Annotated in this window: 19 protein-coding genes; all 19 read right to left on the bottom strand. The window is 62.3% G+C overall.

The features are described 5' to 3' along the window. Positions 1–10 precede the first annotated feature (10 nt). Complete coding sequence (locus tag CJU94_RS18855) at positions 11–211, bottom strand: hypothetical protein (RefSeq protein ID WP_095419986.1); 201 nt, start codon at positions 209–211, stop codon at positions 11–13. After that, positions 208–429 carry a hypothetical protein gene (locus CJU94_RS18850; RefSeq protein WP_095419985.1) on the bottom strand — a complete coding sequence of 74 codons (222 nt, stop codon included), beginning with the start codon at positions 427–429 and terminating at the stop codon, positions 208–210. Before CJU94_RS18850 ends, CJU94_RS18855 begins: the two co-directional genes overlap by 4 nt. A gap of 127 nt (positions 430–556) precedes the next feature. Continuing rightward, the gene (locus CJU94_RS18845) at positions 557–757 is read right to left on the bottom strand and encodes a hypothetical protein (RefSeq protein WP_095419984.1); all 201 of its coding nucleotides are present in this window, start codon (positions 755–757) and stop codon (positions 557–559) included. Next, positions 754–1188 (bottom strand): TubC N-terminal docking domain-related protein, encoded by a 435-nt coding sequence (locus CJU94_RS18840; protein WP_095419983.1) that lies wholly within the window; start codon positions 1186–1188, stop codon positions 754–756. The genes CJU94_RS18845 and CJU94_RS18840 overlap by 4 nt, the downstream gene beginning before the upstream one ends. A gap of 2 nt (positions 1189–1190) precedes the next feature. Then, positions 1191–3320 (bottom strand): AAA family ATPase, encoded by a 2130-nt coding sequence (locus CJU94_RS18835; RefSeq protein WP_244220878.1) that lies wholly within the window; start codon positions 3318–3320, stop codon positions 1191–1193. Positions 3321–3403: 83 nt separating this feature from the next. Next, positions 3404–3727: a hypothetical protein gene (locus CJU94_RS18830; protein WP_095419981.1), complete on the bottom strand. Its 324-nt coding sequence runs from the start codon at positions 3725–3727 to the stop codon at positions 3404–3406. After that, a complete protein-coding gene (locus tag CJU94_RS18825; RefSeq protein ID WP_095419980.1) occupies positions 3724–3954 on the bottom strand; it encodes a hypothetical protein in 231 nt (76 codons plus the stop codon). Before CJU94_RS18825 ends, CJU94_RS18830 begins: the two co-directional genes overlap by 4 nt. Before the next feature lie 165 nt (positions 3955–4119). Beyond that, a complete protein-coding gene (locus CJU94_RS18820) occupies positions 4120–4386 on the bottom strand; it encodes an XRE family transcriptional regulator (protein WP_341868352.1) in 267 nt (88 codons plus the stop codon). A 213-nt stretch (positions 4387–4599) separates the two neighbouring features. After that, positions 4600–4911, bottom strand: a complete 312-nt coding sequence (locus CJU94_RS18815) for a transcriptional coactivator p15/PC4 family protein (protein ID WP_095419979.1) — start codon at positions 4909–4911, stop codon at positions 4600–4602. Continuing rightward, complete coding sequence (locus tag CJU94_RS18810; RefSeq protein WP_095419978.1) at positions 4912–5130, bottom strand: helix-turn-helix transcriptional regulator; 219 nt, start codon at positions 5128–5130, stop codon at positions 4912–4914. A 212-nt stretch (positions 5131–5342) separates the two neighbouring features. Continuing rightward, positions 5343–6221: a DUF6387 family protein gene (locus CJU94_RS18805; RefSeq protein WP_095419977.1), complete on the bottom strand. Its 879-nt coding sequence runs from the start codon at positions 6219–6221 to the stop codon at positions 5343–5345. Between the two features lie 91 nt (positions 6222–6312). After that, positions 6313–7554, bottom strand: coding sequence for a tyrosine-type recombinase/integrase (locus CJU94_RS18800; protein WP_095419976.1), 1242 nt, complete (start codon positions 7552–7554; stop codon positions 6313–6315). 151 nt (positions 7555–7705) lie between these two features. After that, complete coding sequence (rng, locus tag CJU94_RS18795) at positions 7706–9175, bottom strand: ribonuclease G (RefSeq protein WP_011487448.1); 1470 nt, start codon at positions 9173–9175, stop codon at positions 7706–7708. A 9-nt stretch (positions 9176–9184) separates the two neighbouring features. Then, on the bottom strand, positions 9185–9814 hold the full coding sequence (locus CJU94_RS18790; RefSeq protein WP_095419975.1) for a Maf family protein: 630 nt from the start codon (positions 9812–9814) through the stop codon (positions 9185–9187). A 344-nt stretch (positions 9815–10158) separates the two neighbouring features. Beyond that, complete coding sequence (gene rlmH, locus CJU94_RS18785) at positions 10159–10629, bottom strand: 23S rRNA (pseudouridine(1915)-N(3))-methyltransferase RlmH (RefSeq protein ID WP_095419974.1); 471 nt, start codon at positions 10627–10629, stop codon at positions 10159–10161. A 46-nt stretch (positions 10630–10675) separates the two neighbouring features. After that, entirely contained in the window at positions 10676–11134 is a 459-nt protein-coding gene (gene rsfS, locus CJU94_RS18780; RefSeq protein WP_095419973.1) for a ribosome silencing factor, read from the bottom strand. A 4-nt stretch (positions 11135–11138) separates the two neighbouring features. After that, a complete protein-coding gene (locus CJU94_RS18775; RefSeq protein ID WP_244220974.1) occupies positions 11139–11855 on the bottom strand; it encodes a nicotinate-nucleotide adenylyltransferase in 717 nt (238 codons plus the stop codon). 49 nt (positions 11856–11904) lie between these two features. Further along, the gene (gene hemF / locus CJU94_RS18770; RefSeq protein WP_095419971.1) at positions 11905–12828 is read right to left on the bottom strand and encodes an oxygen-dependent coproporphyrinogen oxidase; all 924 of its coding nucleotides are present in this window, start codon (positions 12826–12828) and stop codon (positions 11905–11907) included. A 257-nt stretch (positions 12829–13085) separates the two neighbouring features. Further along, a complete protein-coding gene (gene purD, locus CJU94_RS18765; protein ID WP_095419970.1) occupies positions 13086–14360 on the bottom strand; it encodes a phosphoribosylamine--glycine ligase in 1275 nt (424 codons plus the stop codon). Between the last annotated feature and the right edge of the window lie 68 nt (positions 14361–14428).

Genomic DNA, 14428 nt, shown 5'->3' with positions numbered 1-14428 from the left:
GTTTACTTCCTCACTTTCGGTTGTTCAGTTGGTCCATCTGCATCCGGCGGACGATGCGGCGCTTCTCTTCGAGAGTCGTGCCGCCGTTCACCAGCGCGCTTACTGCCTTCGCCGCCGGGCTGGTCTTTCCAATTTTCTCCAGCGCCTTGCGCGGCATTCCCATCGGTCGGCCGATGATCCCGGCCTTGGTTGCGTCGTCCTTCATCGTCATTGCCCCGCCGCCGGAGGCGTATCCGGAACGACCATGGTCAAGAGGGCCGCTTGCACTGCGTCAATGCGGGCGTTCATGTCGGCGATAAGCTGCTTGATCACATGGTCCTGAGATTGGGCCTTGTCGCCGTGATCGCGAGCGCGCATCAAGGCGTCGGGAACCGTCCGAATCCGCTCAAGGGTTTCGTGAATGGCCTGGCGTGTATCTGCTGTGTTCAAGTGAATCTCCTATGTGGCAATGCCACGTTGCGATTAGTACTACTTAGGGCTGTATCCGGTGCATTGGTTTCACTCGCTGCGCCGGACGGGCTACACCTGGCGGTACACCGCCAGTTCTACTGCGTGTTTAGGTGGCGTCGATGCGCGCCAGCAGGGATGCAGCCACGTAAATCAGCGTCACGCGGCCGCCCTCGGTCAGTCCGTTCGCGCCGTCCTGCAGCTCGTCAATCAGCGCCTGGGCCAGCACTGCATCATTGTTCGGTACGCGATACCGGCGAAACCGGTCCGCCACGTTGTCCAACAGCTTCAATTCCTGCTCGATGTTCATCGGTCAAACCTCCAGGTGCGTTTATCGACGGCTTCGCGCGCCGCCGCCTCGGCGGTCGCTTCCGTCAATCGTTGGTTGAAATGGTGCAGATTCGGTAGTAAGTCGGCGAGCGGGCCGCGGATCGCCCGCGCCAGCACGTCGTCGCGGTGTTCGTCGGGCCACTGTTCCATTTCGGCCAGCTTCTCGATCATCGCCACGAGCTCGGTGCGGAATCGCTCGACATCCGAGACGGTCAGATACGGCGCCCACGGCCAAAATTCAGCTGCATGCTGCTCGGCGCTTTGCAGGTAGGCGAGAATTTCCTCCTTGTGCGGGGCGAGCTTCGCGCGAATTGCCTCCATCGCTTCATCCGATCCGCGCAGCTTCACCTTCCCGTCACGCAGATAAACGCGCACGCCAGCGGCCTTGGCTTCCTCAATCAGAGTGGACATGTTCACAGGTCGCCCTCCGGCTCGCCGGCCTCGGATTGAGGAAAATTCTCCGAAGGAGTCACTCTCTCTCCGATGTCCCCTTCGGCAGAAGCCGGAAATTCGACCGCCCGCAAACCCTTGCCAGAGCCGAAGGGGACATGGATTACCGAAGGGGACACGGTATAGAGAGCGGTCCCCTTCGTGTCTTCTTCGTAGCTTGTCCCCTTCGGGAGTGCCCACTCCCATCCTTCTTTCATTCCGATTTTTCGTTTCTCGACGCCGAGTTTCGACGCCGCGCGCTGCATCATTTTCCAGTTGTAACCAGCGCCGTCTGCGTCGGCTTTTAGTTCGCGTGTGCGCTTCGGACCGTCCGAAAGAATGCTTGCGAGAAACTCGCGAGCCTCGTCCTGGCCGGTTCGCTCTTCGTCGTCCAGCTGCTCGACGTCGCCGAGAATGTCGCGAGCCGTACCTTCGATCATGTCGCCCCACACAACCCGGCTTGCCTGAATGCCGCCCGCATCTGCCATTTCGAGCGTATAGCTCACGCCGCCGTCGTCTGGTGCAATGTTGGACTTGGCTCGCGCGAGGATGCGCCGCTCGGCAGCCTCGTCTTTGCCTGCCACCAGCACCATGCGGGCGAGCGCCACGAACGCCTGAGAGCCGATAACCCGCTCGGCCGGCGAGCTACCCTTAGTGCCCTTCGCAAAGTGGCTGATACCCAGCACGGCGCACCGGTGGCCCGCCGCCATGTCGACCAGGGCTTGCAGGTTGCGGCGCACGTCGTTGACCCGGTGAGCGTCGCCGGATACCGCCGATACGATCGGATCGACAATCAACATTGCAGCGCCGCCCATTTCCGAGAGACGCTCTGCCAGCAGGGGAATATCGTTGGATGGGTCGAAAGCCTGAATCTCGCCGTTTGCGTCAGTGCTACCGGTGACGATGTGGATCCGATCCATGTCGGCGCCGGCCGCCATCAACCGGGGGACGATCGTGTCCGCGGGGTTGTCTTCGCCGCTCCAGATAAGCACGTCACCGGTGCGCGCGCACGCAGTCCCGTCAGGCCACTTGCCGCCGCTCGATACGGTTGCAGACAAGGCGAGTGCCAGCGTGGTCTTGCCGGTACCAGGTGAGCCCGCCAGCAGCGTCAACTTGCCTTCGGGTAGCCAGTCCGGCCACAGCCAGCGGATTGCCTCCGGAACGATGTCGCTCGCGCGCGTGAGCAGGGCGGTCGGGCGAGTCGCCGCGGGCTTGGCAACGCCGCCGGGCGCAGTCGCGGCTTCGATGCAGCGACGCAGAGCGTCGAGACCGTCGAGGGCGTGCAGGTCGTTGAAGTCGCTGGAGCGCTCGGGGCGATCCGGGCCGAAGTCGGGCACGGCGAGTAATGCGCCTACCGCGCGCGCCGCCTCCGTGGCCTTCGTCATGCCCGGATTTCCCGCTGTCTCGGTGTCGTCGTCGGCGCAGATCACGATGCGCATGCGCGGATACTTGGCCCGCCACGCCTTCGCCACATTCAACAGGTTGCCGGCGTTCATCGCCGCGGCTACTGGGTAGCCGGTCGCCTCGTGCAGCGAACAGGCGGTCGCGAATCCCTCGGCGATCAGCAGGGGCGTACTGGCGTTCGGCTTGGCGCCGGCTGTCACTGCCGCAAAGCATCCGCTGATACGGCCGCCAGTCTGGAATATCTTGGCGCCGTCTGGCTGGATGTACTGGCCGGAATGGTGCACGCCGTCGACATCCTGGATCTTGATCACGAGCTGCTGGCGCAACTGTTTCGCGCCGTACGGTTTGATCTTCTTCGCGCAGACATATGCGTGGTCGGGGCGAACCTTGCCGCTTTCCTCCCATAGCTTGTGCGCCGTAGCGGCGGCTTCGGCCTGGGTGCGCTCATGCTGCGCCGCGGCTTCTTTCGCTTGCTGCTCACGCGCGGCCCGCCGGCGGGCGCCCTCGGCAGGGTCGAGCGGCTTGAGCGGCTCGCTTTCGGCGTAGCCGTGGGCGATCGCTTCCTTGAACAGGGTGGCAATCGTGATGCCGCCCGCCTTGAACGAACGCCATACCGCGCGCGCGTCGCTCTCGCTGTAGGCCTTGCTCATTTTCGACCAGTCATCCCACAGATCGAAACCCGCGTCGCCGAGTTCGGCTTTGACCGCCATGCCCATCTGCACCCAGGTGTCCCGGCTATCGGCCGGAACGTGGCTCAGCGCAGCGCGGATGCGGTCCTCTTCAACATATGCGCTCATGCTGTGAATTCCTGTGAGGAGTACTCAGCGCTGCAGACGTACGGACATTTACTGCGGTGCGCTTTCATCGCCTCCACAATGTTGCGGGAGTGCTCGTTGTATCCCTCCTTCATTCCCTCGAAAGAGTCGCGATACTCTTCAGCAGTCCGGGCGCCGAGCGCCGCCAACCGATGAGCCAGCTCGTGGCCCTTGGTTGCGGCGACAATTGCCTCGAAAAGGGCGCCGAGGTCAACGAGCGTTTCTTCAGCAACCGCAAATTCGCCGGCCGCACTGTCTATCAGGCGGTGCAATGCTTTCGTACTCAAGATAGAGTCAGTCATTCCGCCGCTCCCGAGAAGAAGTCCGCTTCCTCGCCGGCGAGTTCGCCATAGTTGCCGGTGACTTCGCAGCCGAGTTCCATCAGTGACGAGACGTCGATTGCGCCGGGACGGCCCATAGCGACTGCGTAGTGGATGGTATGAAAAAGTGCGTTTGCGAAGCGCAGGCCGCGGGCGCTCTCGGAAAGCTGGTTCGCCGCGCGGATGGCAAGGTCTTTGCGATCAACCATGGGGCACCTCTACCGGGTGCACCAGGACGGCCAGTGCCAGCAAGGCGTCGGCCAACAGATCAATCGCAGCGTTGGGCGTCGATGCGAGCGAAGCGTCGTGCAACGCGCGATTAACGAATGAGGTGAGGTTTTGCGGGAGAGTTGCGGGCGCGTGGCCCGCATCGATTACGGCTTGTCGATCTCGACGGTCGCGCCGATTGCACGCATCCTTGCAAAAACTCGCTCCATTGCTTCTGGATCGAGTTCTAATTGAGCCACCGCGAAGAAGAGCATATGCATCCCCATGTCGCGCTGCTCGGTCGATGATGTGTACTTGCGCCACTGGCGTCCCGTCGAGACGCCAAACAACTCCGCCATTTCGGTGCTGCTCTTGCCGAGCTCCGACTTCAGTTTGAGAAGTTCCTCCGGAGTCGGCGGAGTGTAATTGATCATGTTTTTTTGAGGCGCAATTGAGCGCACGAAGAAGGGTCTTCATGAAGGGCTTCCTTTCGGAGAATCGGGCCGCGCACAACGCGTAGCCCATACACTCATAGTAGGCCCTTTGGGTACCTTCGGTCAAGTGACCACGTGCGTCAATCCGTGCGTAACGCGGAATGTGCGCTGGCCCACTGAGAGCTGGCGATCGGTGGATGGATGCGCGGTGCATTACGCTGCCCCCTTCGGATCGAAGGATTGAGCCGCCAAGGCGATGCCGCGCAGCAGTTCAGGCGCCAGCGTCGGCTTGAGCATGACGCCCTTGCTCGACGGGTGATACTGGCCGGCGGCATCCACATACCACACCCGGATGTCGATGTACGTATTGCCGCGGTAGGTCTTGAGGTCGACGCGCAGGCGTTCGCTCGCATTTTTCACAGCGTCCAGAAAGCGCACCAGATATTCGGTGTCGCTGCTAGAATTGGCGGTGTCGTTCCGGCCTGCCTGGGCTTTGCCTTGGTGGGCTATTTTTTTGGCCGTCATTTATACGGCCTCCGGCGTCAAAGCGTCGCGGATCTCGCCGACGTTCCAGCGGGTGCTAGAGCCGAACTTGCGCGGTGCCGGGATCTGCTTGGCGCGCACGCGGCGGTAGACGGTGGGAACGGAACAGCCAAAGAGAACGGCGACGGTGCGCACGTCGATGTGCGCGTCGTTGGGCAGAACGCCCCAGTTAGCGAGTGCCTTGGTAAGGATGGCAGACATGTGTCACTCCGTGGAGCGCGGCGCGACACTGCCCGTCTAGTGTTGCGCCGCGCTGATTCAAAATGAGCGGGCAACACGGATTAAATAGATCAAAAGTCGTTGGTGCGAGCCACGATAACGGCTGTTATTTTGTGCCGTCGCACGAGCAACCCCGTTTTCATGCCGTCATGAATAGAGGGGATTTTTGTGACGGCAAAGAAAACACATGGTTTTTATGCCGAAGACCATACTTGGCGATTGAGTGTCGCGATAACCTCTATGCTGATAAGAGAGCGAGCGCGGGGTCCAATCGTTCGCCGGACCATTGGCTCTACGTCTCGCATCTTCGAGCCGCGCAGCGCTTCGTCGGGAAATAACGCATATCCGAGCGCAGTGAGATTGAAAGAACCGCCATGCAACCGTGCCCACAGTGTCAAATCCAGATAGGGCAGTAGGCGCCTTTCATGCCAATCAGAGAAATGCGAGGCGTCGAACGCTTTAGGTATCTGTGGGATTTCCGCCTCTTTACGGATGCGCTTGAGCCATGCCTTGAATTCGCTCACCAGGTCATCATCGGACGCGCCGAGTTGAACCTGAATGCAAAAACGGTCTGCAGGCTCGCTCGCCTCGCGATGTAGTGCCCACGCGGGAATCTTTTCAAGCTGCCAAAATGCTTTGTGGCCGTCCGCCCCATCATCGATTTCCTCGAACGGCATGACGTCGGCACGGTGACACGCGCGGCGCGCAAGAGCGGCGTGAGTCTCATACCACATGCTATTCATTTTGAATAACCCGTCGTAATAGTCTGCGCCAGTAAGATCCCTAATTGGACAATCCATGCCGTAGGCCGGAAACGGGCGCTTCTCACCCTCAACAATGGGTTGCGGATTCTCAAGGAAAGCGAGGGCGTTCCCTTGCAGAATGTCGAGCAAGTCGGGGTTATCCTCGTCCTCAGCCATCTCTTCCGGGGTCAGGTAAGACCAATCGTGAATCGGGCGCCGATGGGCAAGTGCCTGCCACCATTCTGACGCGCCCCACCCGGCGCAAGTATCGTATCGGCTCAGCTTGAAATTATCCGGCAAATCGGACGTTCCGAATTCGATCTTCTCCATTGCTTGCCCTGTAGCAAAGCCCTATATGGGAGCCGCGCCGACCGGATAGGGCATCCGGTATTCGCCCCGTCGGGCTAGGCGCGGCAAACCGTTATGCCGTCTTTTTGAACGGCGTCACATTCCATTTCTCGCCCGCCTGGCATGTTGCGATGAAGCGGGCCCAAAGCTCGAGCGCAGCGCGCCGTTCGTCGTAGTAAGTGTGCTGGTCGTAGATGCCTTCTACGCCGGCGAGCTTGTGGTTCAGACACATTTCGCTGATGTCACGCGCAACGCCGAGTTTGCGCATGTGGCTTTTCATCGTGCTGCGCAAATCGTGCGGCGTGAAACGGCGGATCTTGGGTTTGTGGTTGTCGATCCAGAAGTCAATAGCTTCGCGGATCGCATCTTTAGATACGTGCGCGTCACCGTCAAAACGCTCAAAGCGTGTGCGCAGCCGTGCAGGCAGCACATAGCTGGATTGGCCCGCTAGTACGTCGAGTTGTCGGAGCCAGTCGACCACTGCGGGCGCTAACGGAATGTCCATCTCGGGGCCCGTCTTACTCTTTGGAATGTGCCAGCGCGCCTCATCGAGATAAACGTTTTCGCGCAGCGCCGTAAACAATTCAGAGGCGCGCACGCCGGTCGCGAGGAGCACGCGCACAGACAGCAGGTTCTCGGGGTTCATCTTTGCGTTCATCAGCGTCCCGATTTCCTCATCGGTCAGCATCAGTCGTTTCTTGACTTCGGGGCGTTTGCCGATGATTGAATCCAGCACGATGCCGGCGCAAGGCGTTGTGTCGACCAGCCGCTTGCCTGCCGCATGCTTGAAGATCGCCTTCAGGACGCACCAAAGTGTGAACAGCTCGACCCACCCTGCCTTTACCCGCTCGATCTGCGCGACGATGTCCGCTGACGATACGTCCCGCAAAGCGAGCGCGCCCATGCCGCTCTCAATTCGTTTGAGGTTTCGGCCATAGCTCCGTTGGGTGCTATCTGCCAAGGTGGGGATCACCTTTTCTTCGTAGTCGGCAATCAGTTGCCGCACCGTCCAATCCTTCCGGGCCTTTTCTTTCCGTCTTTCCGCGGCTGGGTTGAGACCCTGCTGAACAGCGACGCGCTTCGATGCGGCAAGTTTGCGTGCCGCGGTCAGTGACACATCGGGATACACGCCGAGAGTCAGTTCGTGGCGACGGCCGCCGTGACTGAACCGGAGAATCCATGTGGCGGTGCCGGCCGCCGATAGTGTGAAGGTCAAGCCGGCACCGTCGGATTTCGCGACGGGCACGCGAGCGCGCACAAAGTGCTTTAGCTCAACGTCTGAAAGAAGGTTGGTCTGCCGTTTTGCCACCCGCATTACTCCTGACTCTAGCTACCAATCTAGCTACCAATTGAAAGCGCGCTCGCATGATTCAGGATGATACGGGAAAATTCACCGAAAACGATGAAGCCTTGATGGGCGGGGCTCTTGGCGATATGGCGTGATTCGGGTTGATATAGGGTAAACCCTACATCAAAACTATATCGTACTGCTCCTGACTCAAGTTCGACTCCACCTGCAACGACACCGGCTTGCCGATAAAGTCGATCAACATAGCCAGATGCTGCGACTCTTCCTCGAGAAACAGATCGATCACCTGCTGCGACGCCACCACGCGAAACTCGCGCGGATTGAACTGCCGCGACTCGCGCAGAATTTCCCGCAGCACGTCATAACACACGGTACGCGGCGTCTTGACCTGCCCCTTGCCCTGGCACACCGGACACGGCTCGCACAACACATGCGCGAGCGATTCGCGCGTACGCTTGCGCGTCATTTCGACCAGGCCGAGCTGCGAAAAACCGTTCACGGTCACGCGCGTGCGATCGCGCGACAACGCCTTCTTCAATTCGCCCAGCACCTGATCGCGATGCTCGACGTTTTCCATATCGATGAAATCGATAATGATCACGCCACCCAGATTGCGCAGCCGCAATTGCCGCGCAATCGTATGCGCGGCTTCGAGGTTGGTCTTGAAGATCGTATCGTCGAAGTTGCGCGCGCCGACGTAGCCGCCGGTGTTCACGTCGATGGTCGTCATCGCTTCGGTCTGGTCGATCACGAGGTAGCCGCCCGACTTCAGGTCCACCCGGCGCGACAACGCACGCTGAATTTCCGCCTCGATGTTGTACAGATCGAAGAGCGGCCGCTCGCCGGTGTAGTGATGCAGTTTCGACGACACCGCCGGCGTGAACTCGGCCGCGAAGTCGGCCAGCATTTGATACGTCTCGCGCGAGTCGACCTGAATGCGCGAGGTCTCGTCGTTGACGAAATCGCGCAGCACGCGTTGCGCAAGATTCAGATCCTGATACAGCAGGCTCGTGGGCGGCATCCGCTGTCCTTGCGACAGAATCGTCGCCCACGTCTTGCGCAGATAGGCGACGTCGCCGGCCAGCTCTTCGCTGGTCGCGTCTTCAGCAATGGTGCGCACAATGTAGCCGCCTTTTTCATCGGCGGGCAGCACGGCGGTCAGACGCGCGCGCACCGCCTCGCGCTCGGCTTCGCTCTCGATCTTCTGCGAGATGCCGATATGCGGTTCCTGCGGCAGATACACGAGCGTGCGGCCGGCAATGCTCACCTGGGTGGACAGGCGCGCGCCCTTGGTGCCGATCGGATCCTTCACGACCTGCACCATCAGCGTCTGGCCTTCGAAGACGATTTTTTCGATTGGCTGATGCGGCGCCTGATGCTGCGGTTCGCCGGCAATGCGCGGATGCCAGATGTCGGCCACGTGAAGGAACGCGGCGCGTTCGAGACCGATGTCGATGAAAGCGGACTGCATGCCCGGCAGCACGCGTACCACCTTGCCCAGATAGACGTTGCCGACGCGGCCGCGCGACAGCGTTCGTTCGACGTGAAGTTCCTGGACGGCGCCTTGCTGGACGAGCGCGACGCGCGTTTCCTGCGGCGTGACATTGATCAGGATTTCTTCATTCATGGTGTTATTTTAGAAGTCGATGCGCGCTGCACGCAGGAGGGCAGCAGATTCAAAAAGCGGCAAACCCATGATACCTGAATAGGACCCGTCGATATGCTCGATAAACTCCGCGGCGCGTCCCTGCACACCATATGCACCCGCCTTGCCGAGCGGTTCGCCGCTTGCCGCGTAGCGCCGGATCGCCTCTGCGTGCAGTGCAGCAAAACGCACCGTCGACACGGATAGCGCGGCGGGCAGCAGCGTGCCCGCGGCGTCGACCACGGCCACGGCCGTCAGCACTTCGTGAGCGCGGCCGGCAAGGCGCGTGAGCATCGCGAACGCGTCGTCGGCGTCGACGGGCTTGCCGAGAATCGCGTCGTCGATCGTGACGGTTGTGTCCGCAACCAGAATCGGCCGCGCTTCATGGCCGCCCGCCACGAGGCGCGCGCGGGCCGCCTGCGCCTTGGCGACGCACACCCGCTGCACATAGTCGTGCGCGCGCTCGCCGGGCAACTCGGCTTCGAGCGCTTCGGCATCTTCATCGGGGCGCGGCAGCAGCAGTTCGAAACGCACGCCGAGCTGTTGCAACAACTCCTGGCGACGGGGACTTTGCGAAGCGAGGTAGACGAACGGATGCAGCGATGCGGCGGACGTGGACATGAACAGGTCTCGATGAAGCGGATTGCAGGGATAGGCGACGGGCTTGCGGGCCGAGCGCCGACGGGTCTTGTCGGGAAAGCCATCGGCGCGAGCATGACGACGCGTACACGCGGATGCCGTTATGCACGCCAACATGCATGTCGCTCAGCGGCCGAAAATGCGACCAGGGAAAGGCGACGAATCGCGCGACTCAATGCGCAACCCAGCGCTCATCCCAGCGCACACTGACGGCACAATTCAAGGCGCCTGAAGGCGCGACCGCAAGCCGCGGCTATCAGGTAACACCAAGGCTCGACCGGCATCGCGCGACCAAGCCGCGCGTTTCCACGCGCCGCCTCGTTCGCTCACACGCGATGATAGGGGTGATTTTGCGTGATGGTCCACGCGCGGTAAAGCTGTTCGGCGAGCAGCACGCGGACCATCGCGTGCGGCAAGGTCAGGCTCGAGACGCGCAGCAACATGTCGGCGCGCGCCTTCAGATCGGGGTCGAGTCCGTCGGCGCCGCCGATCAGAAACGCCACGTCGCGGCCGTCCTGCTGCCAGCCGGGCAGGGCGCCGGCAAGCTGCATGGTGGTCCAGTCCTTGCCGCGCTCGTCGAGCGCGACAATGCGCGCGTTCTTCGGCAACGCGGCTTCGATCTTCAGCCGCTCGGCGGCCATCACGCTGTCCGCCGGCCGTCCCGACGAACGCTGCTCGGGTTTGATCTCGCGCAGCTCGATGCGCAGCTCGGGCGGCATGCGCTTCGCGTATTCGTCGAAGCCGGTGGCGATCCAGTCCGGCATCTTGTGGCCGACGGCGAGGATATGCAGTTTCATTGCGCAAGCATTCGCGAACGATGACGGTGAGTGGCGCGAAGCCCGCTCACTTGCGGCGTGCGGGCGCTTTGCGCGCGGGCCTCTTCACGGCCGGCGCGGCTTGCTCTTCGTCCTCGTCTTCGTCGGGTTCGCTCGAACGCGCGCCGCCGAACGGATCCGGCGTGGACAGCTTGATGCGCACCGGCTTGTCGCCCCAGATTTCTTCGAGGTTGTAGTACTGACGCAGGGCCGGCTGCAGGATGTGCACGATCGCGTCGCCGCAATCCACCAGCACCCATTCGCCGATGTCCTCGCCTTCGGTGCTGATGATCTCGCCGCCGTTTTCCTTCACGCTCTCGCGCACGCTCGAAGCGAGCGCTTTGGTTTGCCGGTTCGAGGTGCCGCTCGCGACGATCACGCGATCGAACAGCGCGGTCAGGTGGCTGGTGTTGAACACCTTGATGTCTTGCGCTTTGACGTCTTCGAGAGCGTCGACGATCACGCGTTGCAGTTTGCGAATATCCATGGATTTACCGGTGGTACAGATGATGTTGAAGAATATAGTCCCACACCGCGGTGGGGACATGGCTCGCCGCCTGGTCTTGCTGTTCGCCGCCCGCGAGGGCAAGCCGCTGGTTCACCTGCTCGCGCAGATGCGCGCGAATGTCGGTGGCCGAAACGTTGAACGCAAGCGTCGTATCGATCAGCAAGTGGCCACAGGGCGTGGCTTGCAGAACGTCGGCGCGGGCACGGCGCGCGTCGATTTCTTGAGCGACCGCCGGCGGAATCGACGTGAGGTCGAAACCGGGCCGGGTGGCCGCGCAGATGTGGGCGAACTCGAACAGGCGCCGCCAGTCGCGCCACGTGTCGAGATGCACCAGTTGATCCGCGCCGATCAGGAGCGCAATGGATGCGTCCTCACCTTCGCGTTCACGCCAGCGTTGCAGCGTGTCGATCGTGTAAGTCGGCCCGTCGTGCTCGATTTCGTCGGTCGCGACCCGCACGGTCGTGCCCGGCAGCACCAGTTCGCTTGCCGCCGCGCGCGTCATGGCAAGGCGGTGCTCGGCCGGCGACACGTCCGATTTCTGCCAGGGTTGACCGGCCGGCAGGAGCACGAGTTCGGTCAGTTGCAGCACGTCGGCGAAACGCCGCGCGAGCGCGAGATGGCCGTCGTGGATCGGATCGAAAGTGCCGCCGAGCAGTCCGATCCGGCGAGGCAGGGCGACAGGATGAGCGTTCGGCTTCAGGTGGAGATCCTTTGTCGTGGCGGCGGGGGCAGGGTGCGGGCGCGGCCCGTCACACCCACTCGCGCGGCACGAGAAAATCGCTATAAAGACGCGCTTCCGGCGTGCCCGGTTCGGGCTGCCAGTTGTAGCGCCAGTTCACCACAGGCGGCATCGACATCAGGATCGATTCCGTGCGCCCGCCGCTTTGCAGCCCGAACAGTGTGCCACGGTCGAAGACCAGATTGAACTCGACGTAGCGCCCGCGCCGGTACGCCTGGAAATCGCGCTCGGCTTGGCCATACGGAATGTTGCGGCGTTTTTCGATGATCGGCACGTACGCCGTGAGGAACGCGTCGCCGACGCTTTTGAGCATCGCGAACGATTGATCGAAGCCCGGCGCCGAGAAATCGTCGAAGAAAATCCCGCCGATGCCGCGCGGCTCGTTGCGGTGCTTGAGGAAGAAATACTCGTCGCACCAGCGCTTGAAACTCGGGTAGAGGTCCGCGCCATAAGGCTGCAGCGCGTCGCGGCAGGTGCGATGGAAATGTTGCGCGTCTTCCTCGTAGCCGTAGTACGGCGTTAGATCCATGCCGCCGCCGAACCAGAACACGGGTGCTTCGCCGGCCTTGGTCGCGATCAGCAGACGCACGTTCATATGCACGGTCGGGCAGTGCGGATTGTGCGGGTGCAGCACGAGCGACACGCCCATCGCTTCGAAACCGCGCCCGGCCAGTTGCGGACGCGCCGCGCTCGCCGAACCCGGCAGGGTGTCGCCGGCAACGTCGGAAAAACCGATGCCGGCCCGCTCGAAGAAATTGCCGCCTTCGAGAATCCGCGTGCAGCCGCCGCCGCGCAGCTTTTCGCCGGGCGCGCGTTGCCAGGCGTCGGTGGCGAACGGCGTGCCGTCGAACGCGCCGAGCGTGTCCGCGATCTGCGTTTGCAGGCCTTGCAGCCAGCTGCGCACGGCCTGTGCGTCGTAGCTCGATTCGGTCATGAATGCAGATGCTGAGGGCGGCACGCTCGTCGTGCCGCGGGTTTGTCGTGAAGGGTGATGGCCGCCTGCGCGTCAGGGCGGAACCTGAAGGCGCGGCCTTACAGTCTTTTGTCTTTCGCGCCGGGCGGAATGCGCCTGGCTCCGTTCAGCCCACATGGGCCCGGGTCGGCCCACATGCTGCGGTGGGCACCGGTATCGCCGGGAAAACCCGCAGTGTAGCGCCGTTGGCGCCGCACGCGGGTAAGTGGGGCAATGGCTTAGTGCTTGCGGTTCAACGCACGATAGCCGATGTCGCGCCGGTATTGCATGCCGTCGAACGAGATCTGGTTGATCGTTTCATAGGCAACCGACTGCGCGCTGCGCACCGAATCCGCGAGACCGACCACGCACAGCACGCGGCCGCCCGAGGTGGTCAGCTTGCCGTCCGTCAACGTGGTGCCGGCGTGGAAAGTGACCGAATCCGCGGTTTCAGCCGGAATGTCGTTGATGCGGTCGCCCTTGCGCGGCGTATCCGGGTAGTTGTGCGCGGCGAGCACGACACCGAGCGCGGTGCGGCGGTCCCACTCCAGTTCGACCGTATCGAGCGTGCCGGCAATCGCCTGCTCGACCACCTTCGAATAGTCGCCCTTCAGGCGCGCCATGATCGGCTGCGTTTCGGGGTCGCCCATGCGACAGTTGAATTCGAGCGTTTTCGGGTTGCCTTGCGCGTCGATCATCAGGCCGGCGTACAGGAAGCCGGTATAGCGGATGCCTTCCTTTTCCATGCCGCGCACCGTCGGCAGGATGATTTCGCGCATCACGCGGGCATGCAGCTGCGGCGTGACGATCGGCGCGGGTGAGTAGGCGCCCATGCCGCCCGTGTTCGGGCCCTGATCGCCGTCGAGCAGACGCTTATGGTCCTGGCTGGAAGCGAGCGGCAGCACGTGCTTGCCATCCACCATCACGATGAAGCTCGCTTCCTCGCCGGCGAGGAACTCTTCGATCACGACACGCGCGCCGGCGTCGCCGAGCTTGTTGTCCGACAGCATCATGTCGACCGCGGCGTGCGCTTCTTCCAGCGTTTGCGCGACCACCACGCCCTTGCCCGCGGCGAGGCCGTCGGCCTTGATGACGATCGGCGCGCCCCTGGCGTCCAGATACGCATGCGCGGCGGCGACGTCGGCGAAGGTTTCGTATTCGGCGGTTGGGATCGCGTGGCGCTTCATGAACGCCTTCGCGAAGTCTTTCGAGCTTTCTAGCTGGGCGGCTTCTTTGGTCGGCCCGAAAATCTTCAGACCGCGCGAGCGGAACAGATTGACGATGCCGGCCGCCAGCGGCGCTTCCGGCCCGACCAGCGTGAAGGCGATCTGCTCCTGTTCGACGAAATCGGCGAGCGCGGCCGGATCCGTCATGTCGATGTTGCGCAGACGCTCGTCCTGGGCGGTGCCACCGTTGCCAGGAGCCACGTAGACGAGCTGGACCCGCGGCGATTGCGCGAGCTTCCATGCGAGCGCATGTTCGCGACCGCCGGAACCGACGACGAGTAACTTCATGTGAATCCTCGAGACTTAAAAACCATAAACGGCTGACGCAGCACGCTCAGCCGTGGAATGACAACAAG

Source organism: Paraburkholderia aromaticivorans, assembly GCF_002278075.1.
Classification (GTDB): domain Bacteria; phylum Pseudomonadota; class Gammaproteobacteria; order Burkholderiales; family Burkholderiaceae; genus Paraburkholderia; species Paraburkholderia aromaticivorans.
Note: the sequence above shows the minus strand (reverse complement) of the source record. Positions and strands in the feature narration are given on the sequence as shown.

What these genes read in the sequence shown, in the direction of transcription:
- CJU94_RS18825 (WP_095419980.1), bottom strand. Translation starts at nt 3,954, where the DNA reads ATGGTTGATCGCAAAGACCTTGCCATCCGCGCGGCGAACCAGCTTTCC.
- CJU94_RS18810 (WP_095419978.1), bottom strand. Translation starts at nt 5,130, where the DNA reads ATGTCTGCCATCCTTACCAAGGCACTCGCTAACTGGGGCGTTCTGCCC.
- CJU94_RS18830 (WP_095419981.1), bottom strand. Translation starts at nt 3,727, where the DNA reads ATGACTGACTCTATCTTGAGTACGAAAGCATTGCACCGCCTGATAGAC.
- hemF (WP_095419971.1), bottom strand. Translation starts at nt 12,828, where the DNA reads ATGACCGAATCGAGCTACGACGCACAGGCCGTGCGCAGCTGGCTGCAA.
- CJU94_RS18800 (WP_095419976.1), bottom strand. Translation starts at nt 7,554, where the DNA reads ATGCGGGTGGCAAAACGGCAGACCAACCTTCTTTCAGACGTTGAGCTA.
- purD (WP_095419970.1), bottom strand. Translation starts at nt 14,360, where the DNA reads ATGAAGTTACTCGTCGTCGGTTCCGGCGGTCGCGAACATGCGCTCGCA.
- CJU94_RS18815 (WP_095419979.1), bottom strand. Translation starts at nt 4,911, where the DNA reads ATGACGGCCAAAAAAATAGCCCACCAAGGCAAAGCCCAGGCAGGCCGG.
- rlmH (WP_095419974.1), bottom strand. Translation starts at nt 10,629, where the DNA reads ATGAAACTGCATATCCTCGCCGTCGGCCACAAGATGCCGGACTGGATC.
- CJU94_RS18820 (WP_341868352.1), bottom strand. Translation starts at nt 4,386, where the DNA reads ATGATCAATTACACTCCGCCGACTCCGGAGGAACTTCTCAAACTGAAG.
- CJU94_RS18835 (WP_244220878.1), bottom strand. Translation starts at nt 3,320, where the DNA reads ATGGCGGTCAAAGCCGAACTCGGCGACGCGGGTTTCGATCTGTGGGAT.
- rsfS (WP_095419973.1), bottom strand. Translation starts at nt 11,134, where the DNA reads ATGGATATTCGCAAACTGCAACGCGTGATCGTCGACGCTCTCGAAGAC.
- rng (WP_011487448.1), bottom strand. Translation starts at nt 9,175, where the DNA reads ATGAATGAAGAAATCCTGATCAATGTCACGCCGCAGGAAACGCGCGTC.
- CJU94_RS18855 (WP_095419986.1), bottom strand. Translation starts at nt 211, where the DNA reads ATGACGATGAAGGACGACGCAACCAAGGCCGGGATCATCGGCCGACCG.
- CJU94_RS18845 (WP_095419984.1), bottom strand. Translation starts at nt 757, where the DNA reads ATGAACATCGAGCAGGAATTGAAGCTGTTGGACAACGTGGCGGACCGG.
- CJU94_RS18840 (WP_095419983.1), bottom strand. Translation starts at nt 1,188, where the DNA reads ATGTCCACTCTGATTGAGGAAGCCAAGGCCGCTGGCGTGCGCGTTTAT.
- CJU94_RS18805 (WP_095419977.1), bottom strand. Translation starts at nt 6,221, where the DNA reads ATGGAGAAGATCGAATTCGGAACGTCCGATTTGCCGGATAATTTCAAG.
- CJU94_RS18790 (WP_095419975.1), bottom strand. Translation starts at nt 9,814, where the DNA reads ATGTCCACGTCCGCCGCATCGCTGCATCCGTTCGTCTACCTCGCTTCG.